The following is a 21903-nucleotide window of genomic DNA, read 5'->3' as shown; positions in this document are numbered from 1 at the left end:
TCGGTAGGTAAAAGGACTCGCAAGTACAGCGGGTCTTTTTTATGCGTATAAAAAAAGCCAACCTTCAGGTTGGCTTTTCAGAACTCAGGAGATTACTTGCCGTCGTGTGCATGCTCATCTTCGCGGCAATCGCCTTCAGCGCAGTGGCCGTAAAGATAGAGGCTATGATTCGTTAAACGAATACCATGTTTAGTGGCAATCTCACGCTGGCGCGCTTCGATAGAGTCATCGCTGAATTCGACCACTTTGCCACAGTCGAGGCAAATCAGGTGATCGTGATGATGCTGTTGAGTCAGTTCAAAGACGGACTTGCCCCCTTCGAAATTATGGCGGGTTACGATACCGGCATCATCAAACTGGTTCAGCACGCGATACACGGTCGCCAGACCAATCTCTTCACCCATGTCGATCAGGCGTTTATATAAGTCTTCCGCACTGACGTGATGGTTATCCGGTCCCTGAAGAACTTCCAGAATTTTTAAACGAGGAAGCGTTACTTTCAGGCCAGCCTTCTTTAATGCGGTATTGTTGTCAGTCATGCGGAATCTGTCCTGTAGCTAAACGGTTCACTTCATTAAAAGAAGTGACAGAAAATGCACTTGAGATAATGCGTATCATTATAGAACTGCCACGCCTAAATGAAAACTGCAAGCCTCTGGCAAATATTGTTAATCAAAACGTGGTATCGCCAACAAACACACTGTGCAATACCCGATTGGCATCCAGCCATTGTACAGGGTCAGGCGAGAAAGTTACAAATTTGTAGCAATTATTTTGATTGGTTTTATCTATTGATGCGGCACAGATGAAGATCTGCGCCGCACGAAATTAGGCGTTAATAATCTCGTCGAGATGCAGTTCCGCTGAAATCTGCTTAACCCATTTTTCAACGCGTTCTGCGGTCAGTTCAGGCTGGCGATCTTCATCGATAGCCAGGCCGACAAAGTGGTCGTCGTCAGCCAAACCTTTGGATGCTTCAAAGTGGTAGCCCGCCGTTGGCCAGTGACCGACGATGGTTGCGCCGCGCGGTTCGATGATGTCGCGAATCGTGCCTAACGCATCGCAGAAATATTCTGCGTAATCTTCCTGATCGCCACAGCCAAACAAAGCAACCAGTTTACCGTTAAAATCAATGTCTTCGAGGGTCGGGAAGAAGTCGTCCCAGTCACACTGCGCTTCACCGTAGTACCAGGTCGGGATGCCGAGCAGCAGAATGTCATACCCTTCCAGGTCTTCTTTGCTGCTTTTTGCAATGTCATGTACATCGGCAACGTCTTTACCAAGCTGTTTTTGAATCATTTTTGCGATGTTTTCGGTATTACCGGTGTCGCTGCCGAAAAAGATGCCAGTGATTGCCATGAGTAAAATAACCTCTTGAAACTTATTGAAATGGTGGTGGCGCATTGCCCACGGATAAGGGCAATCATAGCAGAACAGTCAGGCATGCGGAAACAGCAAACACGCAGGACTGCACTCTGTGCTACACGATTTATGATTTATACCCGTCATACTTCAAGCTGCATGTGCGTTGGCTTTCCTCGCTCACCCCAGTCACGTACTTATGTACACTCCTGGATGTCATACTTCAAGCTGCATGTGCGTTGGCTTTCCTCGCTCACCCCAGTCACGTACTTATGTACACTCCTGGATATTCGCTGCGTCGCCGCCTTGATGCAACTCGAATTATTTAGGGTATAGAGCAGAATTTCAGACTATGCCTGACCACGCAATGTGGCGAGTTGGATCATCAGCATCTCTTCAATGAGTTCACTGCGGCTCATATTACGCGCATCAGCCAGCTCATTCAGCGCGTCAACGGCGTCGGCGTTCAGTTTCAGTTCGACACGCTTAAGCCCACGAACTTTGTCGCGTTTAAGCTGATTACGTTTGTTAATACGTAACTGTTCATCACGCGAAAGCGGATTGGTTTTGGGTCGTCCCGGGCGACGCTCCTGCGCGAACAGATCTAATGTCGTACGGTCCGTTTGTTCTTTGGCCATGATCTTGGTGACTTCGGGGAAACAATCAGCCAGGCGTCTGCCCGGATGGATAGCGCGCCATCATACATCAGCAGGGGAGGCGCGCCAACGCCCACGCACGTAATCGCGCGCGGACGCTGAGTTTTTAATCAGTTAGCCTGTTCTGTCAGATAACGACGGATGGCGCGCAGCACGGCTTCGGGTTTTTCTGCATGCACCCAATGGCCCGCGCCGGCAATGACATGTGCCCGTGCCTGGGGAAATTGCGCCAGCAATGGGGCACGATACGCTTCAGTAACGTACGGTGAGTTACCCCCGGGGATGAACAGCGCCGGGTGATCCCAGGCCGGAATGGTTTCCCAGCCGACAATATGCGGATACTGATCCCACAATACCGGGACGTTAAAGCGCCATTCACCGTCTATAAATGATTTCAGCAGAAACTGGATCACGCCTTCTTCTTTAAGATGTTGGCGCATCACGCTAGCCGCTTGCTGGCGCGACGCGGCTTCTGCATCCGTCACCGCATTAATCGCCGCAAATATCTCATCGTGACGGCGGACCTGGTAATCAACCGGGGCAATATCGATAGCCACCAGCTTATCGATACGTTCCGGTGCCAGGGCGGTTAGCGCCATCACGGCCTTGCCTCCCATTGAATGGCCAATAAAGGTGGCTTTTTCTATCTGTTGGGCATCCAACGTATCCAGCAGATCTTGCGCCATCGCCGGGTAGTTCATCTCCGGAGAACGGGGTGAGAGGCCATGATTTCGCATATCAACCTGGATGATATTGTGATCGACAACCAGAGAGCGGGCCAGTATGCCCAGATTGTCCAGGCTGCCAAACAGCCCGTGCACCAGGACGATGGGAGAATTATTGTGCAGGTTTTGTGCAGATTGCGCTCGGATATTCAATTTCATGGCAAAGTTCTTTTTTTCACGCTAGCGGGTTAGGGTATCATGTTGACCATTCTGCCACACGGCTGCAACAACTACGGTTACTCCGAGTTTTTCCGGCCATCGGGCTTGACGCTATCCGCTGTTGGGATTTGCCTTTACACTACGCGTGTACAGTCCCAACAACTTGTATTCAGCTAAACACCGCACTGGATTAAGATGAAAACGATTGAAGTTGATGATGAACTCTATAGCTATATTGCCAGCCATACCAAGCATATCGGCGAGAGCGCATCCGACATTTTACGGCGTATGTTGAAGTTTTCCGCCGCATCACAGCCTGCCACGCCGGTGGTGAAAGACGTCCGCGCCGTGCAACCTGTCGTGGAAGCCAAGCCGGTCAACCCTGTAAAAGACAAAGTGCGCGCCATGCGTGAACTGCTGCTTTCCGATGAATATGCGGAACAGAAAAAAGCAGTGAATCGCTTTATGCTGGTGCTGTCTACACTCTATTCACTGGATCAACACGCGTTTGCCGAGGCAACAGAATCGTTGCATGGTCGCACGCGCGTCTATTTTGCAGCGGATGAACAGACGTTGCTGAAAAATGGTAATCAAACCAAGCCGAAACACGTGCCAGGCACGCCGTATTGGGTGATCACCAACACGAATACCGGCCGTAAATGCAGCATGGTTGAACATATCATGCAGTCAATGCAATTCCCTGCGGAATTGATTGAAAAGGTTTGCGGAACAATTTAATCCTTGCATTAGAAGGACCAGGCAATGGCAATCCACAATCGTGCAGGTCAACCTGCACAACAGAGTGATTTGATTAACGTCGCCCAACTGACGGCACAGTACTATGTACTGAAACCAGAAGCAGGGAATGCAGAGCACGCCGTTAAGTTCGGTACGTCCGGGCATCGCGGCAGTGCAGGTCGTCACAGTTTTAACGAACCGCATATTCTGGCTATCGCTCAAGCGATTGCTGAAGAACGTGCGAAAAACGGAATTACTGGCCCTTGTTATGTGGGCAAGGACACTCACGCGCTGTCTGAACCGGCATTTATCTCTGTACTGGAAGTGCTCGCGGCAAACGGTGTTGATGTCATCGTGCAGGAAAATAACGGCTATACGCCAACGCCCGCCGTGTCTAACGCTATCCTGGTCCACAACAAAAAAGGCGGCCCGCTGGCTGACGGTATTGTGATCACACCGTCCCATAACCCGCCGGAAGATGGCGGGATTAAATACAACCCGCCAAACGGTGGTCCGGCAGATACTAACGTCACTAAAGTGGTGGAAGACAGGGCCAATGCACTACTGGCCGATGGCCTTAACGGCGTGAAACGTATTTCACTGGATGCGGCGCTGGCGTCGGGTCATGTGAAAGAACAGGATCTGGTGCAACCGTTCGTTGAAGGATTGGCAGACATCATCGATATGGCCGCGATCCAGAAAGCGGGCCTGACGCTGGGTGTTGATCCGCTGGGTGGCTCCGGTATCGAATACTGGAAGCGTATTGCTGAGCACTACAAACTGAATCTGACCATCGTTAACGATCAGGTTGATCAGACCTTCCGCTTTATGCATCTCGACAAAGATGGCGCCATCCGTATGGACTGCTCCTCTGAGTGTGCCATGGCGGGTCTGTTGGCGCTGCGTGATAAGTTCGATCTGGCGTTTGCCAACGATCCGGACTACGACCGTCACGGCATTGTTACCCCGGCTGGGTTGATGAACCCGAACCATTATCTGGCGGTGGCAATCAACTACCTGTTCCAGCATCGTCCGCAGTGGGGCAAAGAGGTTGCTGTCGGTAAAACGCTGGTGTCCTCCGCGATGATTGACCGCGTGGTGAATGACCTGGGTCGCAAGCTGGTGGAAGTGCCGGTTGGCTTTAAATGGTTCGTTGACGGTCTGTTTGACGGCAGCTTTGGCTTTGGCGGTGAAGAGAGCGCGGGCGCGTCATTCCTGCGTTTCGACGGTACGCCATGGTCGACGGACAAAGACGGGATCATCATGTGCCTGCTGGCGGCGGAAATTACCGCGGTTACCGGTAAAAATCCGCAGGAACACTATAATGAACTGGCCGCGCGCTTTGGTGCGCCAAGCTACAACCGTTTACAGGCTCCCGCGACGTCTGCGCAGAAAGCTGCGCTGTCTAAACTGTCTCCGGAAATGGTTAGCGCCAGTACGCTTGCCGGTGACCCGATCACTGCACGTCTGACCGCTGCACCAGGTAACGGTGCCTCCATTGGCGGTCTGAAGGTGATGACCGACAACGGCTGGTTTGCCGCACGCCCGTCCGGCACCGAGGACGCCTACAAAATTTACTGTGAAAGCTTCCTCGGCGCTGAGCATCGCCAACAGATAGAGAAAGAAGCAGTAGAGATTGTCAGCGAAGTGCTGAAAAACGCGTAAGGCGTAGACCGGATGACGATGCTCGTGTCGCCATCCGGCATGAATTATAAAAGCCGGATAGCTTATATGCTGATCCGGCTTTTTTATTCAGCATCTGTTCACGGCATAAATCGATAGCCGATCCCTGTTTCGGTAATAAAGTGACGTGGACGGGCCGGGTCCAGCTCGAGCTTCTGGCGCAAGTGCCCCATATAGATTCGCAGGTAGTGGCTGTGTTCGACGGCATTAGGTCCCCATACCTGGTTTAACAACTGGCGTTGGGTGAGCACTTTACCTGCGTTGTTCAGCAGGACTGCCAGCAGGCGAAACTCAATCGGCGTCAGATGTATTTCCTCTTCACCACGGTGTACCAGCCGCGCGGCAATATCCACTTTAATGTTTGAGAATTGAACCACCGGTTCGGGCGTTTGCCCGGTTGCGTGGCGGCGTAAGGCCACGCGTAAACGCGCCTGCAGCTCACCAATACCAAACGGTTTGCTGAGATAATCGTCGGCACCGGCGTCCAGCGCGGTGATTTTGTCGCTCTCTTCACTGCGGGCAGAAAGCACAATCACCGGGATAGCACTCCATTGTCGCAGGTCGCGAATAAAATCGATGCCGTCACCGTCCGGCAGGCCGAGATCGAGAATGATGAGATCGGGTTTTCGCGTGGCCGCTTCCAGCAGGCCACGTTGCAGCGTTTCTGCTTCGTAAACGCGCAGGCCATCGGCTTCCAGCGCGGTGCGCAGAAAGCGGCGAATGGCCTGTTCATCTTCAACAATCAGTACGTTTGTCACATATCCTCATGAAAATCTTCAAGTTCAGGGGGCGTTTCCTGCGGGAGTGTAACACGGAAGCATACGCCACCCTGCGGTCGATTGTGGGCGGTAATCGTCCCGCCGTGTACGTTCACAATCGCCTGACAAATAGCCAGTCCCAGCCCTACGCCCGGTACAGAGGATTCTTTGTTTCCCCGGGAGAATTTGTCGAAAATAGCGTGCTCCTGGCCCGCTGGAATGCCGGGGCCATTATCCCATACATCCAGAAGCAGATGCTCACCCTCGACCTGTGCATCAATGCCGATTTGCGCCTGCGGGCCTGCGTACTTAATGGCGTTTTCTAGCAGGTTAATCAGCACCCGTTCAAACAGTGGACCGTCAACATGGATCAGCGTCAACGGCGCCGGAAGCGACAGATTAATCGGCGCGGCTAAGCCAGGCTCCAGCATTTGCAGGGCGCTACCTACCACTTCTTCCAGCGTTAACCACTCCTTCTTAAGATTAAAGCCGCCAGACTGGATCCGCGCCATATCCAGCAAATTATTGACCAGCCGGGTGGTATTGAGCACGTGCTGGCGAATTTCGCTGGCCTGAAGGGCATGGGGAGAACCTTCGCTGGCGAGGTCCAGCGTTAAAATCTCCGCCTGACCGAACAGCACCGTGAGTGGCGTGCGTAAATCATGAGAGAGTGCCGCCAGCAGGGCATTGCGGATGCTCTCTCGTTCGCTGGCCAATCGCGCCAGTTCTTCGCTGGCGGTCAGTGTCAGGCGTTCGAGCGCACTGGCAACCAGCAGGGTAAAGGTTTCCAGCAGACGCTGCTGTTCCGGGATCATCAACTGACGCAGGTTTCCCGGCTCCACTACCAGCAGCCCGTGGGTTTTGTCAGCGCTTTTCAGCGGCAAGATTTGATACGGCACGCCGGGGAGGGTATCGGTGCCGGCACCTGCCGGTTGTCCTTTATCAAAACTCCATTGGGCAATGGCGTCATCCCACGGCGTCATGCCCTGTTGCTGCGTCAGCGGTGCCAGCTTTCCGTGCTCATCCGGCAATAACACCTGGCTGCGGGCCTGAAAGGTGGAGGCGATAAACTGTTCGCTGGTGGTAGCGATATCTTTCTGGCTACGTCCCACGGCCAGCGCTTTGGACATCTCATACAGATGACGCGTTCGCTGCTCCCGATAACGCGCGACCCGTGCCTGATAGCGCACGCCTGCGGTCAGATTCCCAATAACCAGACCAACCGTTAACATTACCGCAAAAGTGAGCAGATACTGGACGTCTGAGACGGCAAGCGTCCCGCGTGGCGCAATAAAGAACAGATCGAAGCTGGCGACGTTGATCATGGTTGCCACTACCGAGGGCCAACGACCATAAAACAGGGCGATAACCACCACGCCTAACAGATAGAGCATCACCAGATTGGCGGCATCAAAGGTAACCAGCCATTGCATGGCAATCAGCGTGGTGATGGCGCACAGCGCGGCGGCCACCACACAGCCCTGAATTTGTACCCGCCATTTATCCTTAAAAGTGCGAGTATCCATGGTTTGGGCTGCCGCGCGTGGTGGAGGCTCGTCCAACGCGACAATCATCAGATCGAGATCCGGGGCACGATGAGCCAGCTTGTCGGCAAAGGAATCGCTGCGCCACCAGCGGCGCGTGGTTGGCCGTCCCAGCACAATTTTTCCCAGGTTATGCTCCCGGGCGTAGCGAATCACTGCCTTGTCTTCGGCGGGATCGGAAAGGGTGGCGGTTTCCGCACCCAGTTCCTGTGCCAGCCGTAGCGCGCTTAAGATCGCACGGCGCTGTTTTTCCGGGAGCTGATGCAGCGCCGGGGTTTCGACATACACCGCGTGCCACACGCTGCCAAGGCGAGCAGCCAGACGTGCGGCGGCGCGTACCAGCTTTTCACTGCCGGTATTGTGTCCAATACACAGCAAAATAGCGTCGCGGGTGTGCCAGACTTTTTCCTCTCCCGGTCGTCCTCGCCAGGCGCGCATTTGATCGTCTACCCGATCGGCGGTACGGCGTAGGGCCAGTTCGCGCAGGGCGATTAAATTACCTTTGCGAAAGAAATGTTCGATTGCCCGTTCCGCCTGACCGGCGATGTAGACCTTGCCTTCGTTGAGGCGCTGGCGTAAGTCGTCAGGCGGCAGATCGACCAGCACCACATCATCGGCGGCATCGAAAAAGGGATCGGGGACGGTTTCACGCACCTGAATACCGGTCACGCCGCTGACCACGTCGTTCAGGCTTTCCAGATGCTGCACGTTAACGGTAGTAAAGACATCAATGCCCGCTTCCAGCAGCTCTTCAATGTCCTGCCAGCGGCGGGGATGGCGAGAGCCTGGCGCATTACTGTACGCCAGTTCGTCCATTAATATCAGCGCCGGGCGGCGGGCGAGGGCCGCATCAAGATCGAACTCGCTGATGCGTCGCCCGCGGTGAGTCTGACGTTTTAACGGCAGCACGGCGAGACCGTCCAGCAGCGCGGCGGTCTCTTTGCGTCCGTGGGTTTCCACCACACCGATCAACACATCCAGGCCTTGCGCCCGCAGCCGCTGGGCCTCTGCCAGCATGGCCCAGGTTTTACCCACGCCGGCACAGGCACCGAAGAAAATTTTCAGTTTTCCACGATGCGTGGCGGTCGTTTGTTCCAGTAAACGGTCCGGATCGGGGCGTAAGGGTTCGCTATGCATGTCCTTTGTCTCAGTGCTTATCCAGCGCTAAATTAAGTTCCACCAGATTCACCACCGGTTGACCGATAAAACTGACCAGCGGCTTTTGCGTGTATTGTGCAACCAACTGCGTAACCTCTTCAACGCTGAGGTTGCGCGCTTGCGCCACGCGTGGAATCTGCCAGGCAACGGCCTCTGGCGTCAGGTTATTATCCAGCCCGCTGGCGGATGCGGTTACTAACTCCACAGGAACGACAGGGCTGGCCTGCGGGTTGGCGGCACGCAGCGCGGCGATCCGGCTTTGCAGTTGCTTATCCAGAACCGGGTTGCTGGCGGCCAGATTACTGCCACCCGAACCCATTGGATTATAGGGTATTTCCGCCGTTGCTGACGGGCGTCCCTGAAAATATCCGGCGGCGGTGAAGTGTTGCCCGATGCGTTCAGAACCGCGGATCGTCTGACCTTCGCGGATGAGCGACCCGTTGGCCTGATGGGGAAACCACCACTGCCCCAGTGCGGTGGTCAACAGCGGGTAGACCCCGCCGGTAAGAAGCATCAGGAAAAATAATGTTGATAATGCAGGACGTAATCCACTCATCTGAAACCTCACACCAGACCCAGCAGGGTCAGCAGTAAATCAATCACTTTAATGCCGATAAATGGCACGACCAGGCCGCCGAGGCCGTAAATCCACAGATTGCGGCGTAACATGGCGGAGGCGGACAACGGTTTGTAGCTCACCCCTTTCAGTGCCAGAGGGATCAGAAAAACAATTACCAGCGCATTGAAGATAACTGCGCTGAGGATCGCCGAATCCGGCGAATGCAGACGCATCACGTTAAGCGCGTTGAGCTGCGGATAGGTGGCGGCAAACGCCGCCGGAATAATGGCAAAATATTTGGCGACGTCGTTGGCAATACTGAAGGTGGTCAGTGAACCGCGCGTCATCAGCATCTGTTTGCCAATGTGGACCACTTCGATAAGCTTGGTGGGGTTAGAATCAAGGTCCACCATGTTGCCCGCTTCCTTCGCCGCCTGGGTCCCGGAGTTCATGGCGACCGCAACGTCGGCCTGCGCCAGTGCGGGGGCGTCGTTCGTGCCGTCACCGGTCATCGCCACCAGACGACCTTCCGCCTGGTACTGACGGATCAGCGCCAGCTTAGCTTCCGGTGTGGCTTCGGCTAAAAAGTCGTCCACCCCGGCTTCTGCCGCAATCGCCGCGGCGGTCAGGCGGTTATCGCCGGTAATCATCACCGTTTTGATACCCATTTTGCGTAGCTGGGCAAACCGTTCTTTGATCCCGCCTTTGACGATATCTTTCAGGGCAATGACGCCCAGAACGCGCGAACCTTCGACAACCACCAGCGGCGTCGCGCCAAGACGGGCAACGTTTTCCACTTTCTGTTCGACATCTGCAGGGAAGTGTCCGCCGTTGGCCTCAACGTGACGACGAATGGCGTCGACCGAGCCTTTACGGATCATGCGGTTGTCGATGTTAATGCCGCTCATCCGGCTTTGCGCGGTGAACGGCACAAACGAGGCGTGCAGCGATTGCACATCGCGTATGCGCAGATTAAAGCGCTGTTTTGCCAGAATCACGATGCTGCGACCTTCCGGCGTTTCATCCGCCAGTGATGAAAGCTGCGCCGCGTCGGCCAGCGTTTTTTCGTCGACACCGTGGGCGGGAATAAAATCTGATGCCTGACGGTTACCCAGCGTAATGGTGCCGGTTTTATCCAGCAGCAGTACGTCGACGTCACCTGCTGCTTCGACCGCCCGCCCGCTGGTGGCGATCACGTTCGCGCCGAGCATTCGGCTCATACCGGCCACGCCAATCGCCGAGAGTAACCCACCAATAGTTGTCGGGATCAGGCACACCAGCAGGGCAACCAGCACCGTGACGCTAACGGCACTGCCGCCCCAGGCGGAGAACGGCCACAGGGTTGCGGTTGCCAGTAAAAAGACGATGGTCAGGGCTATCAGCAGGATCGTCAGCGCGATTTCGTTGGGCGTCTTACGCCGCTGGGCGCCTTCAACCATGGCGATCATCCGGTCGAGGAAGGTTTCACCGGGGTTCACGCTGCATTCGATAACCAGCCAGTCGGAAAGAATGCGGGTCCCGCCGGTTACGGAAGCAAAATCACCGCCGGACTCACGGATAACCGGCGCAGATTCCCCGGTAATGGCGCTTTCGTCCACCGATGCGCCGCCTTCAATCACCTCGCCGTCGCAGGGAATAATATCGCCTGCTTCCACCAGCACGATATCGCCTTTGCGTAGTTCCTCTGCGGGAACATGATCCATTTCTGCACCGTATTTCGGTTCACGCAATTTGCGGGCAAACGCCGTCTTCTTAACGCCTTTCAGGCTGTTGGCCTGAGCTTTACTGCGTCCTTCCGCCAGCGCTTCGGCAAAATTGGCGAAAAGGACGGTGACCCACAGCCAGAGGCTTATCGCACCGGTAAACAGGGGATTGCCTGTCATGTGCCCGGTTGCCATTGCAACGGTTAACAAGGTTGTCAGCAGGCTGCCCAGCCAGACGATAAACATCACCGGGTTGCGCCACTGAGTATGTGGGCTTAACTTTTTGACTGCGTCCATCAGCGCGTGTGCGACCAGAGACGGTTCGAACAGTGCCAGTTGTTTGCGACTCATAACAATGTGCTCCGTATCGCTCAACGTAAAGAGAGGTATTCTGCGACCGGGCCAAGCGCCAGTGCAGGAATAAAGGTAAGGGCGCCAACCAGTAACACTGTACCGATCAACAACCCGACAAACAGTGGGCCGTGAGTGGGGAGCGTCCCCTGGCTTGCCGGTTGGCTCTTTTTAGCCACCAGCGAACCGGCAATTGCCATCACCGGAATAATGACCCCGAAGCGGCCAAAGAACATGCACAACGCCAGCAGGCAGTTCCAGAAGGGGCTGTTAGCGCTTAACCCGGCAAAGGCGCTGCCGTTGTTGTTGGCGGCAGATGATACGGCGTACAGTACTTCGCTGAAACCATGCGGGCCGGGGTTGAGCATGGCGCTGCGTCCGGCGTCGCTCATCATGGCTATCGCTGTACCGAGCAGCACCAGCGCAGGCGTCACCAGAATCGCCAGCGCGGTCATTTTCATTTCCCGCACGTCGATTTTCTTACCCAGATATTCCGGCGTGCGCCCGATCATCAGTCCGGCGATAAACACTGCCAGCAGGACGAACAGCAGCATGCCGTACAAACCGGAGCCCACGCCGCCGAACACCACTTCTCCAATCTGCATCAACCACATCGGTACCATCCCGCCCAGTGCGGTGAAGGAGTCGTGCATCGCGATGACCGCCCCACAGGAGGCCGCCGTTGTGATGACCGCAAACAGACTGCTGACCAGTACGCCAAAGCGGCTCTCTTTCCCTTCCATATTGAGACTGCTGTCTGCGCCAAATGCCAGCAGATGCGGGTTTCCTTGAACTTCCGCCCACATCACAATCGCCACGCAGATGACAAAAATCAGCGACATGGCCCACAGTAGGGTGCGTCCCTGACGGCGATCGCCCACGACATCGCCAAAGGCAAAGCACAGGGCGGCAGGGATGCAAAAGACAGCCAACATCTGCACCATATTGGTCAAGGCGGTTGGGTTTTCAAACGGATGCGATGAGTTAGCATTAAAGAAGCCGCCGCCGTTGGTACCGAGCATTTTAATGGCCTCCTGCGAGGCAACCGGTCCCATTGGTAACAGCTGCTTGACGCCTTCAAGGGTGGTGAATGACTGATAGGGCAGCAGGTTTTGCAGTGCGCCTTGCTGAATAAAGAACAGGGCAATAAGCAGAGAAAGAGGGAGCAGGATCCACAGCGTAATGCGCACCAGATCCACCCACGCGTTGCCCAGGGTATTCATACTCTGGCGCGTAAAGGCGCGGATCAGGGCAAAAATCACCGCAATACCGGTCGCCGCAGACAGGAAGTTCTGCACGGTTAAGCCAGCCATCTGGCTAAAGTAGCTTAAGGTGGTTTCGCCACTGTAAGACTGCCAGTTGGTATTGGTGACAAAGCTCACGGCGGTATTCAGCGCAAGATGCCATGACAGCCCCGGGAGCTGCTGAGGATTCAGCGGTAACAAGTTTTGCGCCATCAGCAGGGAAAACAGTACCAGCAGACCCAGGATATTGAGCATCAGGATCGCCAGCAGGTACTGTTTCCAGTTCATCTCATGTTGTGAAACGCCTAACCCGCGCCAGAGAATACGCTCAACACCGGTTACGCCCGGAAGGGGGATGTTGGTGATGAGTCGTGCCAGCACGGCACCCAGCGGTCTGGCGATGACAAATAACACCAGTAAGAAACTGGCGATGAGTAAAAATCCTTGTGCCGCCATCAGAACGCCTCCGCCTTAATCAGGGCATACACCAGATAACCGAGTAATAAAAAAACCAGCACAATGCCAGTTATCACGCCTGCACTCACGGTGCACCTCCTGTGACATCAATGTGATAACCAGAGCGTAGGTTTTTGGTTGCAAAGATTTCGCAAAAATTGGCGGGTGGGGTGTAAAAAAAGTATAAAAATGGCAAAGACCGTTATTTAACTAATGATTAGTATTAATTTAACCTTTATGTAACCTAATTACAGTTTCAGGCTAAACGGAGCATCAATAGATAAAAATAAGTGGTCGGATGAGTAGCAAAATTACACACAAGGCGGTATTATTTTCATCAGTTAACCAAATTTATTTTCCGGTGCCATTCACCGAACAGATATAGGGGAGGGGATTATGGACTTGTATAAAGAATATCCAGCGCACATTGTCTTATTACGCCGTACTTTCGCCGTCGTGGCGGGCGTGCTGGCGCTGCCGGTCATGCTGTTCTGGAAAGACCGTGCCCGTTTTTACAGCTACCTGCACCGCGTCTGGTCGAAAACCAGTGATAAACCGGTGTGGATGGATCAGGCTGAAAAAGCGACCTGCGATTTCTATTAAGTCATCGTAATTGCTAAAAAAACCGCCAACAGCAATGTGGCGGTTTTTTTATGCACGGACGTCTACACTTACCCGAATAACGGATAAGGAGTCGTAATGAGCAAGAGAATTCCTGTGGGTATCCGCACCTGTGTTACGGCACCTGCGGTTGGTGGTTCTGCCAGAGAAGTCTGCCCGTTTGACGACAGTACCCTGGTGCGTATTTATGCGTTGCATGAACTGTATAAGCTTCGCCAGCGGGGGCTAACGCGTGGGGCGTTGATTGACTATCACACCCGCTACAAACTGATCCTGCTGGCGCATTCCCAGCCAGAGTATCGTGAACTTGGTCCCTTCGTTGCGGCCATCCATGAATGGCAAAGTCTTGAGGCGTTTTTTAATGAGTACCGCTTACGACTGACGCATTTGCTGTTCAATAATGCAACCCGACGTAATCACACCAATGTCCTGATGCACGTTCAGGGTTATTTCCGTAATCAACTCGATCTGCATCAACGTCAGGAACTGACCTCGATAATCGATAGCTATCGACGTGAAGCGCAGCCACTGCTTGCGCCGTTAATGCTCATCAAACACTATATGGCCGAGCACCCGAACACCTGGCTGTCCGGGCAACGTTATTTTGAACTCTGGCCGGCAATTCTGGATTTGCGCGGCAAAAATTAATTTATCTGCGGGAGTTTTATGACCACGCATCTGGTCTGGTTTCGGCGTGATTTGCGCCTGCATGACAATCTTGCTCTTACGGCGGCGTGTCGGGATCGTTCAGCCCGGGTGCTGGCGCTATATATCTCCACCCCAGAACAATGGGCGGCGCATGATATGTCTGCGCGTCAGGCGGCGTTTATCAGCGTGCAGTTGAATGCGCTACATGCGGCGTTGGCAGAAAAAGGGATCCCGCTCTTGTTTCATGAAGTTGCCGATTTTGCTGCCAGCGTGGAGACAGTAAAACGTGTTTGCGCACAGCATGACGTCAGCCGACTGTTTTATAACTATCAGTATGAAATCAACGAACGGCAGCGTGATGCAAGGGTCGAGAAGCAGTTGCCTGACGTCGTGTGCGAAGGCTTTGACGACAGTGTGATCTTACCCCCGGGCGCGGTTATGACCGGCAATCATGAAATGTATAAAGTCTTTACGCCGTTTAAAAATGCCTGGCTGAAGCGAATTAAAGACGGCATTCCGGAATGTGTTAGCGCGCCAATGGTGCGGGAGAGTGGGGCGCTCACCGCGCCGTTAACGCCACTCACGCTGAATTATCCGCAGCAGGATTTTGATGCAGCACTTTTCCCGGCGCAAGAAAAACGGGCTATCGCGCAGTTACGCCAGTTTTGTCAGCAGGCCGCGAACGACTATGAGCAACAGCGTGATTACCCGGCCATTGAAGGCACCAGTCGCTTGTCTGCGAGTCTGGCCACGGGCGGGTTGTCGCCGCGTCAATGCCTGAACCGTCTGTTAGCCGAACAGCCGAAGGCGCTAGAGGGCGGTGCCGGGAGCGTCTGGCTAAATGAACTTATCTGGCGCGAATTTTACCGTCATTTAATGACTTACCATCCGGCGCTGTGCCGACATCAACCGTTTATTCGCTGGACTGACCGTGTGCAATGGCAGAACAACGCGGCGCATCTTCAGGCGTGGCAGACGGGAAATACGGGATACCCCATTGTTGATGCCGCGATGCGCCAGCTTAACGCTACCGGCTGGATGCATAACCGTTTACGCATGATCGCCGCCAGCTTCCTGGTGAAAGATCTGTTGATTGACTGGCGTAAAGGCGAGCAGTATTTCATGTCGCAACTGATCGACGGCGACCTGGCGGCCAATAATGGTGGCTGGCAGTGGGCTGCGTCTACAGGAACCGACGCGGCACCGTATTTCCGCATTTTTAATCCCACCACTCAGGGGGAAAAGTTCGACCGCGACAGTGAGTTTATCCGCCGGTGGGTTCCCGAGTTGCACGACGTACCTGGTAAAGCGATCCACGATCCGTGGACGTGGGCGGAAAAAGCGCAGGTTACCCTCAGTTATCCCCGTCCGATTATTGATCATAAGCAGGCCAGGCTAGCGACGCTGGCGGCCTACGAGGCGGCACGCAAGGGGTGAGCGTGCGGTTTATTTCTGCGTACTACCATCCGGTAGCATGAATGCGTTGCTGCCGGGCGCATTTAGAATTGGAGCGTGTACGCAAGGCTGTGAATGCCTGGATGCACGCGTCACGCTCGGGCAGTAAAGTCCTGTCATCTTCTTTCAGGTGACGGAACACGATGACAACGCCAGCGACGTCCACACCGCATGATGCGGTATTCAAAACATTTTTACGCCATCCCGAAACAGCGCGCGATTTCCTCGACATTCACCTTCCGGCCTCTCTGCGGACGCTTTGCGATTTATCCACGCTGAAACTGGAGTCAGAGAGCTTTATCGACGCTGATTTACGTTCCCGCTACTCCGATGTGCTCTGGTCTTTACACACACGCGAAGGCGATGGTTATGTTTATGTTGTTATAGAGCATCAGAGTTCAGCCGATCCGCATATGGCTTTTCGTCTGCTGCGTTATGCGATGGCAGCTATGCAGCGCCATCTGGACGCCGGGCACAAGGAATTACCGCTGGTTATTCCGATGCTGTTTTATCATGGCTGTCGAAGCCCGTACCCGTATTCATTGTGCTGGCTGGATGCGTTCGCCGATCCCGTGGCGGCAAAGCAACTTTATGCTAGCGCATTTCCGCTGGTGGATATAACGGTTGTGCCAGATGACGACATCATGGCTCACAGGCGAATGGCGTTGCTGGAACTGATGCAAAAGCATATCCGTCAGCGGGATTTGATGGAGCTGGTAGAGCAACTGAGCACACTGCTACTAACAGGTTGCACTAATGACACGCAGCTACAGGCGATGTTTAATTACATTCTGCAATCCGGCGATGAATCTCGTTTCACTGAATTTATGCAAGAGATGACGCAACGGATCCCCCAACACAAGGAGAGGCTGATGACTATTGCGGAGCGGTTACGGTTAGATGGAGTACAGGAAGGACTGCAACAAGGACTGCAACAAGGACTACAGCAAGGTAAGCAAGAAGCCGCGTTGCGTATTGCGCTAACCATGCTGGCACAAGGAATAGATCGCGAAATGGTATTACTGATTACCGGTTTGGCTGAAGAGGATTTGGCAGCGAATAATGCGTAACCGTCTGATAAAAAACAGGCCCGACCCATATGACATCATCGGGCCTGTTAATTCAGGACTCTAGCGCCAGCGCGCGTTTTTTAAATTTAAGTGACTGATACAGCCAAATCAGCAGCACCAGCGCCACGCAGGCCAGCGCGCCCCAGGTAATTTCGCTAAAGACGTCAATATACGCGTTGATGGAATAGTTGATGGCCCCGGAGGCATCAAACGTGCTTTGTGATGTCTGGTCGGCAATCACCCCCGCCAGATAGTTGGCAATAGCGCCGGACAGCAGCATATAGATTCCGGTTAACACGCCGGTGACGCCCGGGATTTCAATGCGTGTGATCTGTGACATGGCGACCGGGTCGATAAACAGTTCGGCAAATCCCATTACCGCCAGCCCCAATACCATCAGCGGCATCGAGGAGTGGCCGTAAGCGGCGGACCAGCGGGCGCTTAAGGTCAGAATACAGAACCCGGCACTCATCAACCCCAGGCCGAGGGCAAATTTTCCCCAGATGCGCACGGTACGATTACCGCTGACGCTTTCTTTGACGACCCAGGCCAGCACGATGCCGCACAGCATCACGGCAAAGGCGTTAACCGACTGGAACATGGCGGTAGGAATGGAATATCCCAGAATATCGCGATTCACAAAGCGGTCAATATACAGGCTGATGGAGCTGCCGCCTTGCTGTGCAAAGGCCCAGAACAGCAGACTGAAGAACGTTAGCGTGACGATAAGCCCCAGTTCTTTGCGCTGTTTTTGCGTTTGTGCCTGACGGTAAATTTTAGCCAGAACGGCCAGACCAATGACGGTGGCGACGATTAGCGCATATACGGACCACTCTTTCCAGAACAGAACGGTAATTAGCAGCGGTGCGGCGACCAGCAGCACTAACAGCCAGGCCCAGTTTGGCAGAACAAACGTTCTGGCACACAGGACCGTTTTGTTGACGCCGGTTGTGTGGGCGAAATGCCGGTTGCCGCACAAGAAAATCACCAGTCCTGCCAGCATACCAATTGCGGCCAGCGCGAAGCCCATCGCCCAGCTGTATTCTTCCTGCACATAGCCACAGGCAATGGGGGCGATAATTGAACCGATATTTCCGGCGGCGTAGAGCAGTGAGAACCCGCCGTCGCGGCGCGGATCGTCGGTGTGATACAGCTCACCCAGCAGGCAGCTAATGTTGGATTTAAACAGACCGTAGCCGCAGACAATGATCGCCAAAGATAAATATAGGAACGCTGGCGCCATTTCACTGGCACCCAGTACCAGGTGTCCAACCGCCATTAACACTGCGCCAATCATCACCGCCATACGATTACCAAGGACCTTATCCGCCAGGTATCCGCCAAGAATAGGCGTGACATACACCAGCGAACAGTAAGCGCTGAACAACGCATACGCATGAGTATCGTTGTACTTGAGTTGGTTGGTGAGATACAGGATCAGCAGGGCGCGCATGCCGTAAAAACTGAAGTATTCCCAAATTTGCAGCGCGACGACGTAATAAATTGCGCGTGGCTGAGATGCGTGTTTATTCATTCTATTCTCGAAGTAAATGCCTCACGCCAGGATGAACGTACTGCGTGAGCGTGTTTCCTTGAAGTTATAACTTTGATACAGATCTGATTATTTTTGCAATATGCTGTCTGATTGCATAAATATACATGAATAAAATCACGTAGTGGTACGCAATTTACGTTCAAACGGCGAGTGAGTGTTTCTTGATGTGTCAGTGAAATGGTTATCGACGAATGGAGGCGGGGACGCTATTTTACATAAGCAGTATTGCTGATTGGACAGGCAGAAATTATGACAACGAGGGCGATGATGAAAAACACCGAGCTGGAACAACTGATCAACGACAAACTGAACAGCGCCGCGATTAGCGACTATGCGCCGAATGGTTTACAGGTTGAGGGCAAAGAGACGGTGCATAAAATCGTGACCGGCGTGACAGCAAGCCAGGCCTTGCTGGATGAGGCTGTGCGCCTGGGCGCTGATGCGGTCATCGTTCATCACGGTTACTTCTGGAAAGGCGAATCTCCGGTAATTCGTGGCATGAAGCGCCATCGTCTGAAAACGCTGCTGGAAAATGACATCAACCTGTATGGCTGGCACCTGCCGTTGGATGCTCACCCGGAGCTGGGTAACAACGCACAGCTGGCGGCGCTGTTGGGCATTACCGTGATGGGTGAAATCGAGCCGTTGGTACCGTGGGGTGAACTTGCCATGCCGGTGCCGGGGCTGGAATTTGCCTCGTGGATTGAGGCGCGTTTAGGGCGTAAACCATTGTGGTGTGGCGATAGCGGGCCGGAAAAAATTCAGCGCGTTGCCTGGTGCACCGGGGGAGGGCAGAGCTTCATTGATAGCGCGGCCCGTTTTGGTGTTGATGCATTTATTACCGGCGAAGTCTCAGAGCAAACTATTCACTCAGCCCGTGAGCAGGGGCTGCATTTCTATGCCGCCGGACACCATGCCACCGAACGCGGCGGTATCCGGGCGTTAAGTGAATGGCTGAATGAAAATACCGAGCTGGATGTATCGTTTATCGATATTCCTAACCCCGCCTAATGAATCAGGTTGTAAAAAGAGGGACGAAAGTGCAGCGAGCGCGTTGTTATCTGTTAGGTGAAACTGCGGTGGTTCTGGAACTGGAACCCCCCATTACGCTGGCGACCCAGAAACGTATTTGGGGTTTGGCTCAGCGCCTGGTTGATGCCCCGAATGTGCTTGAAGTGATCCCGGGTATGAACAATATCACGGTGACGCTGCGTAATCCGCAAACCCTGGCGCTGGATGCCATTGAACGTCTGCAACGCTGGTGGGAGGAGAGTGAAGCACTGGAGCCGGAGTCGCGTTTTATTGAAATTCCGGTGACCTACGGCGGAAAGCAGGGACCGGATCTGGCCGATGTCGCACAACACAGTGGATTAAGCGAAAAGCAGGCCGTTGAATTGCATGCATCTGTTGACTATGTGGTCTGGTTTTTAGGCTTTCAGCCAGGGTTCCCCTATCTCGGGAGCTTACCGGAACAACTGCATACTCCGCGACGTGCGGAACCGCGTCTGATTGTTCCAGCAGGTTCGGTCGGTATCGGCGGCTCACAAACCGGTATCTACCCGCTCGCCACGCCGGGAGGATGGCAGTTGATAGGGCATACCGCCATTAAGTTGTTTGATCCCCGCCGGGATGAACCCATCCTGTTACGACCAGGAGATACCGTGCGCTTTGTACCGCAGAAGGAGGGAGTATGTTAACTATCATTCGTGCCGGTATGTACACCTCCGTCCAGGACGGCGGTCGTCACGGTTTTCGCCAGTCAGGAATCAGCCACTGTGGGGCGCTGGATAAGCCCGCATTGAACGTTGCCAACCTGCTGGTGGGCAACGATGCAAATGCCGCCGCGCTGGAGATAACGCTCGGTCAGTTGGTTGTGGAGTTTGACGCAGATAGCTGGTTTGCCTTGACCGGCGCGGGGTGTGATGCACATTTAGACGGTAACCCGGTGTGGAGCGGATGGCGACTTCCGGTGAAGGCTGGGCAACGCCTGACGCTAAAACGTCCGCAACATGGCATGCGCAGTTATTTGGCGATAGCGGGTGGCATTGATGTTCCCGAGGTCATGGGGTCGTGCAGCACCGACCTGAAAGTCGGCATCGGTGGTCTGGAAGGGCGTCTGTTACGCGATGGCGACAGGCTGGCGGTGGGCGTTTCCACGCGACGGTTCAACGGACCGCTGGGGGTAAAACAGCTCATGTGGGGGAACCGCATTCGTGCGTTACCCGGACCTGAGTATCATGAGTTTGATGAAGCTTCGCAGGCGTCATTCTGGCGTTCGCCATGGCAACTCAGCCCGCAGAGTAACCGCATGGGGTATCGCCTGCAGGGACAACCGCTAACGCGCACTACCGATCGAGAACTGTTGTCGCACGGTCTGCTTCCCGGCGTGGTGCAGGTGCCGCATAACGGCCAGCCTATTGTGCTGATGAACGACGCCCAGACCACGGGGGGCTATCCCCGCATCGCCTGTATCATTGAGGCGGATATGTACCATCTGGCGCAAATTCCCCTCGGCCAGCCAATTCATTTTGTTCAGTGCTCGCTGGAGGAAGCGCTAAAGGCGCGTCACGACCAGCAGCGTTATCTGGAACAATTAACATGGCGACTTAACGATGAAAATTGATCTGAATGCAGACCTCGGTGAAGGCTGCGCAAATGATGCCGCGCTGCTGCAACTGGTGTCTTCTGCCAACATTGCCTGCGGATTTCACGCCGGCGATGCGCAAACCATGCTGGCAAGCGTGCGTGAAGCGTTAAAAAATGACGTAGCAGTGGGGGCGCATCCCAGTTTTCCGGATCGGGAAAATTTCGGCCGTAGCGCCATGACCCTACCCGTCGACACGGTTTACGCCCAGACGCTGTATCAAATCGGTGCGCTGGCGGCGATAACCCGGGCGGAAGGTGGCGTGATGCGCCACGTCAAACCGCACGGCATGTTGTACAACCAGGCCGCCAGGGATCCACAGTTAGCCGATGCCATCGCCAGGGCGGTGCATGCCTGCGATCCGTCGCTGGTGCTGGTGGGGCTGGCGGGTAGCGAACTGATTCGGGCCGGCGAGCATTATGGTCTGCAGACGCGTCAGGAGGTATTTGCCGATCGCGGCTATCAGGCGGATGGCAGTCTGGTTCCGCGTAGTCAGCCGGGAGCGCTGATTGAAGATGAAGAGCAAGCGCTGGCGCAAACCTTACAAATGGTGCAGTTTGGGAGAGTCAAAAGCCAGACCGGAGAATGGGCCAATGTCACGGCACAGACGGTCTGTATTCATGGTGATGGTGAGCACGCACTCGCTTTTGCCCGCCGTTTGCGCAGCGCGTTTAATGCATGCAATATTGAAATTAGCGCATAAGATTTACCATACAAAACAATAATATATTACACAACAACATAAACTCTAAATAATTCGAGTTGCAGGAAGATGACCAGTGAGTGAGTTCCCAGGCGCTTACAGAAGTAAGTG

Annotated in this window: 22 protein-coding genes; 10 read left to right on the top strand and 12 right to left on the bottom strand. The window is 54.3% G+C overall.

Translation table 11 applies throughout. The features are described 5' to 3' along the window. Positions 1-92: 92 nt before the first annotated feature. The 5 genes from fur to ybfF form a co-directional block, all read right to left on the bottom strand. Positions 93-539, bottom strand: coding sequence for a ferric iron uptake transcriptional regulator (fur, locus tag FDW98_RS02210; RefSeq protein WP_096757870.1), 447 nt, complete (start codon positions 537-539; stop codon positions 93-95). Further along, on the bottom strand, positions 532-618 hold the full coding sequence (locus FDW98_RS02205) for a ryhB-regulated fur leader peptide (protein ID WP_117342237.1): 87 nt from the start codon (positions 616-618) through the stop codon (positions 532-534). The genes fur and FDW98_RS02205 overlap by 8 nt, the downstream gene beginning before the upstream one ends. A 210-nt stretch (positions 619-828) precedes the next feature. Continuing rightward, complete coding sequence (gene fldA / locus FDW98_RS02200) at positions 829-1359, bottom strand: flavodoxin FldA (RefSeq protein WP_167456047.1); 531 nt, start codon at positions 1357-1359, stop codon at positions 829-831. A 353-nt stretch (positions 1360-1712) separates the two neighbouring features. Then, on the bottom strand, positions 1713-2000 hold the full coding sequence (gene ybfE / locus FDW98_RS02195) for a LexA regulated protein (RefSeq protein WP_096757867.1): 288 nt from the start codon (positions 1998-2000) through the stop codon (positions 1713-1715). 128 nt (positions 2001-2128) lie between these two features. Then, positions 2129-2902: an esterase gene (gene ybfF / locus FDW98_RS02190; protein ID WP_096757866.1), complete on the bottom strand. Its 774-nt coding sequence runs from the start codon at positions 2900-2902 to the stop codon at positions 2129-2131. Between the two features lie 195 nt (positions 2903-3097). Here ybfF and seqA point away from each other — a divergent pair, with 195 nt between their 5' ends. Together seqA and pgm are read left to right on the top strand one after the other, a co-directional pair. After that, a complete protein-coding gene (seqA, locus tag FDW98_RS02185; protein ID WP_096757864.1) occupies positions 3098-3640 on the top strand; it encodes a replication initiation negative regulator SeqA in 543 nt (180 codons plus the stop codon). A gap of 24 nt (positions 3641-3664) precedes the next feature. Continuing rightward, the gene (gene pgm, locus FDW98_RS02180) at positions 3665-5305 is read left to right on the top strand and encodes a phosphoglucomutase (alpha-D-glucose-1,6-bisphosphate-dependent) (RefSeq protein WP_096757863.1); all 1641 of its coding nucleotides are present in this window, start codon (positions 3665-3667) and stop codon (positions 5303-5305) included. Between the two features lie 98 nt (positions 5306-5403). On the opposite strand, the gene kdpE is transcribed toward pgm, so the two are convergent. From kdpE to kdpF, 6 genes are read right to left on the bottom strand one after another with little or no spacing between them, the layout of a single operon-like run. Continuing rightward, a complete protein-coding gene (gene kdpE, locus FDW98_RS02175) occupies positions 5404-6081 on the bottom strand; it encodes a two-component system response regulator KdpE (protein ID WP_096757862.1) in 678 nt (225 codons plus the stop codon). After that, on the bottom strand, positions 6078-8762 hold the full coding sequence (gene kdpD / locus FDW98_RS02170) for a two-component system sensor histidine kinase KdpD (protein ID WP_096757861.1): 2685 nt from the start codon (positions 8760-8762) through the stop codon (positions 6078-6080). Before kdpD ends, kdpE begins: the two co-directional genes overlap by 4 nt. Before the next feature lie 10 nt (positions 8763-8772). After that, complete coding sequence (kdpC, locus tag FDW98_RS02165; protein WP_096757860.1) at positions 8773-9339, bottom strand: potassium-transporting ATPase subunit KdpC; 567 nt, start codon at positions 9337-9339, stop codon at positions 8773-8775. Positions 9340-9347: 8 nt separating this feature from the next. Beyond that, positions 9348-11396, bottom strand: a complete 2049-nt coding sequence (gene kdpB, locus FDW98_RS02160; RefSeq protein ID WP_096757859.1) for a potassium-transporting ATPase subunit KdpB — start codon at positions 11394-11396, stop codon at positions 9348-9350. 20 nt (positions 11397-11416) lie between these two features. Beyond that, complete coding sequence (gene kdpA / locus FDW98_RS02155) at positions 11417-13096, bottom strand: potassium-transporting ATPase subunit KdpA (RefSeq protein WP_096757858.1); 1680 nt, start codon at positions 13094-13096, stop codon at positions 11417-11419. Further along, entirely contained in the window at positions 13096-13185 is a 90-nt protein-coding gene (kdpF, locus tag FDW98_RS02150; protein WP_008456132.1) for a K(+)-transporting ATPase subunit F, read from the bottom strand. Before kdpF ends, kdpA begins: the two co-directional genes overlap by 1 nt. 307 nt (positions 13186-13492) lie before the next feature. On the opposite strand from kdpF, the gene FDW98_RS02145 reads away from it, so the two are divergent. From FDW98_RS02145 to FDW98_RS02130, 4 genes are all read left to right on the top strand, one after another. Further along, positions 13493-13699: a YbfA family protein gene (locus FDW98_RS02145; protein WP_096757857.1), complete on the top strand. Its 207-nt coding sequence runs from the start codon at positions 13493-13495 to the stop codon at positions 13697-13699. A gap of 96 nt (positions 13700-13795) precedes the next feature. Continuing rightward, entirely contained in the window at positions 13796-14365 is a 570-nt protein-coding gene (locus FDW98_RS02140; protein ID WP_096757856.1) for a DUF1722 domain-containing protein, read from the top strand. An 18-nt stretch (positions 14366-14383) separates the two neighbouring features. Then, positions 14384-15802, top strand: coding sequence for a deoxyribodipyrimidine photo-lyase (phrB, locus tag FDW98_RS02135; protein ID WP_096757855.1), 1419 nt, complete (start codon positions 14384-14386; stop codon positions 15800-15802). Positions 15803-15963: 161 nt separating this feature from the next. Continuing rightward, positions 15964-16890, top strand: a complete 927-nt coding sequence (locus FDW98_RS02130; protein WP_096757854.1) for an Rpn family recombination-promoting nuclease/putative transposase — start codon at positions 15964-15966, stop codon at positions 16888-16890. Positions 16891-16942: 52 nt separating this feature from the next. Here the strand turns inward: FDW98_RS02130 and dtpD are convergent, their stop codons facing one another. Next, positions 16943-18424 (bottom strand): dipeptide permease DtpD, encoded by a 1482-nt coding sequence (gene dtpD, locus FDW98_RS02125; RefSeq protein WP_096757853.1) that lies wholly within the window; start codon positions 18422-18424, stop codon positions 16943-16945. Positions 18425-18712: 288 nt separating this feature from the next. Here dtpD and ybgI point away from each other — a divergent pair, with 288 nt between their 5' ends. The 4 genes from ybgI to pxpA are packed head-to-tail and all read left to right on the top strand — an operon-like array spanning position 18713 to position 21792. After that, the gene (ybgI, locus tag FDW98_RS02120) at positions 18713-19456 is read left to right on the top strand and encodes a radiation resistance protein YbgI (protein WP_096759449.1); all 744 of its coding nucleotides are present in this window, start codon (positions 18713-18715) and stop codon (positions 19454-19456) included. A 29-nt stretch (positions 19457-19485) separates the two neighbouring features. Further along, positions 19486-20142 (top strand): 5-oxoprolinase subunit PxpB, encoded by a 657-nt coding sequence (gene pxpB / locus FDW98_RS02115; RefSeq protein ID WP_096759448.1) that lies wholly within the window; start codon positions 19486-19488, stop codon positions 20140-20142. Continuing rightward, positions 20136-21068: a 5-oxoprolinase subunit PxpC gene (pxpC, locus tag FDW98_RS02110; protein WP_096757852.1), complete on the top strand. Its 933-nt coding sequence runs from the start codon at positions 20136-20138 to the stop codon at positions 21066-21068. Before pxpB ends, pxpC begins: the two co-directional genes overlap by 7 nt. Then, on the top strand, positions 21058-21792 hold the full coding sequence (pxpA, locus tag FDW98_RS02105) for a 5-oxoprolinase subunit PxpA (protein WP_096757851.1): 735 nt from the start codon (positions 21058-21060) through the stop codon (positions 21790-21792). The genes pxpC and pxpA overlap by 11 nt, the downstream gene beginning before the upstream one ends. The last annotated feature ends 111 nt before the right edge of the window (positions 21793-21903 follow it).

Source organism: Citrobacter sp. wls711, assembly GCF_005281055.1.
GTDB lineage: Bacteria > Pseudomonadota > Gammaproteobacteria > Enterobacterales > Enterobacteriaceae > Citrobacter > Citrobacter gillenii.
Note: the sequence above shows the minus strand (reverse complement) of the source record. Positions and strands in the feature narration are given on the sequence as shown.

Coding starts and splice junctions, on each gene's coding strand:
- fur (WP_096757870.1), bottom strand. CDS start 539: ATGACTGACAACAATACCGCATTAAAGAAGGCTGGCCTGAAAGTAACG.
- FDW98_RS02205 (WP_117342237.1), bottom strand. CDS start 618: ATGATACGCATTATCTCAAGTGCATTTTCTGTCACTTCTTTTAATGAA.
- fldA (WP_167456047.1), bottom strand. CDS start 1,359: ATGGCAATCACTGGCATCTTTTTCGGCAGCGACACCGGTAATACCGAA.
- ybfE (WP_096757867.1), bottom strand. CDS start 2,000: ATGGCCAAAGAACAAACGGACCGTACGACATTAGATCTGTTCGCGCAG.
- ybfF (WP_096757866.1), bottom strand. CDS start 2,902: ATGAAATTGAATATCCGAGCGCAATCTGCACAAAACCTGCACAATAAT.
- seqA (WP_096757864.1), top strand. CDS start 3,098: ATGAAAACGATTGAAGTTGATGATGAACTCTATAGCTATATTGCCAGC.
- pgm (WP_096757863.1), top strand. CDS start 3,665: ATGGCAATCCACAATCGTGCAGGTCAACCTGCACAACAGAGTGATTTG.
- kdpD (WP_096757861.1), bottom strand. CDS start 8,762: ATGCATAGCGAACCCTTACGCCCCGATCCGGACCGTTTACTGGAACAA.
- kdpC (WP_096757860.1), bottom strand. CDS start 9,339: ATGAGTGGATTACGTCCTGCATTATCAACATTATTTTTCCTGATGCTT.
- kdpB (WP_096757859.1), bottom strand. CDS start 11,396: ATGAGTCGCAAACAACTGGCACTGTTCGAACCGTCTCTGGTCGCACAC.
- kdpA (WP_096757858.1), bottom strand. CDS start 13,096: ATGGCGGCACAAGGATTTTTACTCATCGCCAGTTTCTTACTGGTGTTA.
- FDW98_RS02145 (WP_096757857.1), top strand. CDS start 13,493: ATGGACTTGTATAAAGAATATCCAGCGCACATTGTCTTATTACGCCGT.
- FDW98_RS02140 (WP_096757856.1), top strand. CDS start 13,796: ATGAGCAAGAGAATTCCTGTGGGTATCCGCACCTGTGTTACGGCACCT.
- phrB (WP_096757855.1), top strand. CDS start 14,384: ATGACCACGCATCTGGTCTGGTTTCGGCGTGATTTGCGCCTGCATGAC.
- FDW98_RS02130 (WP_096757854.1), top strand. CDS start 15,964: ATGACAACGCCAGCGACGTCCACACCGCATGATGCGGTATTCAAAACA.
- dtpD (WP_096757853.1), bottom strand. CDS start 18,424: ATGAATAAACACGCATCTCAGCCACGCGCAATTTATTACGTCGTCGCG.
- ybgI (WP_096759449.1), top strand. CDS start 18,713: ATGAAAAACACCGAGCTGGAACAACTGATCAACGACAAACTGAACAGC.
- pxpC (WP_096757852.1), top strand. CDS start 20,136: ATGTTAACTATCATTCGTGCCGGTATGTACACCTCCGTCCAGGACGGC.
- pxpA (WP_096757851.1), top strand. CDS start 21,058: ATGAAAATTGATCTGAATGCAGACCTCGGTGAAGGCTGCGCAAATGAT.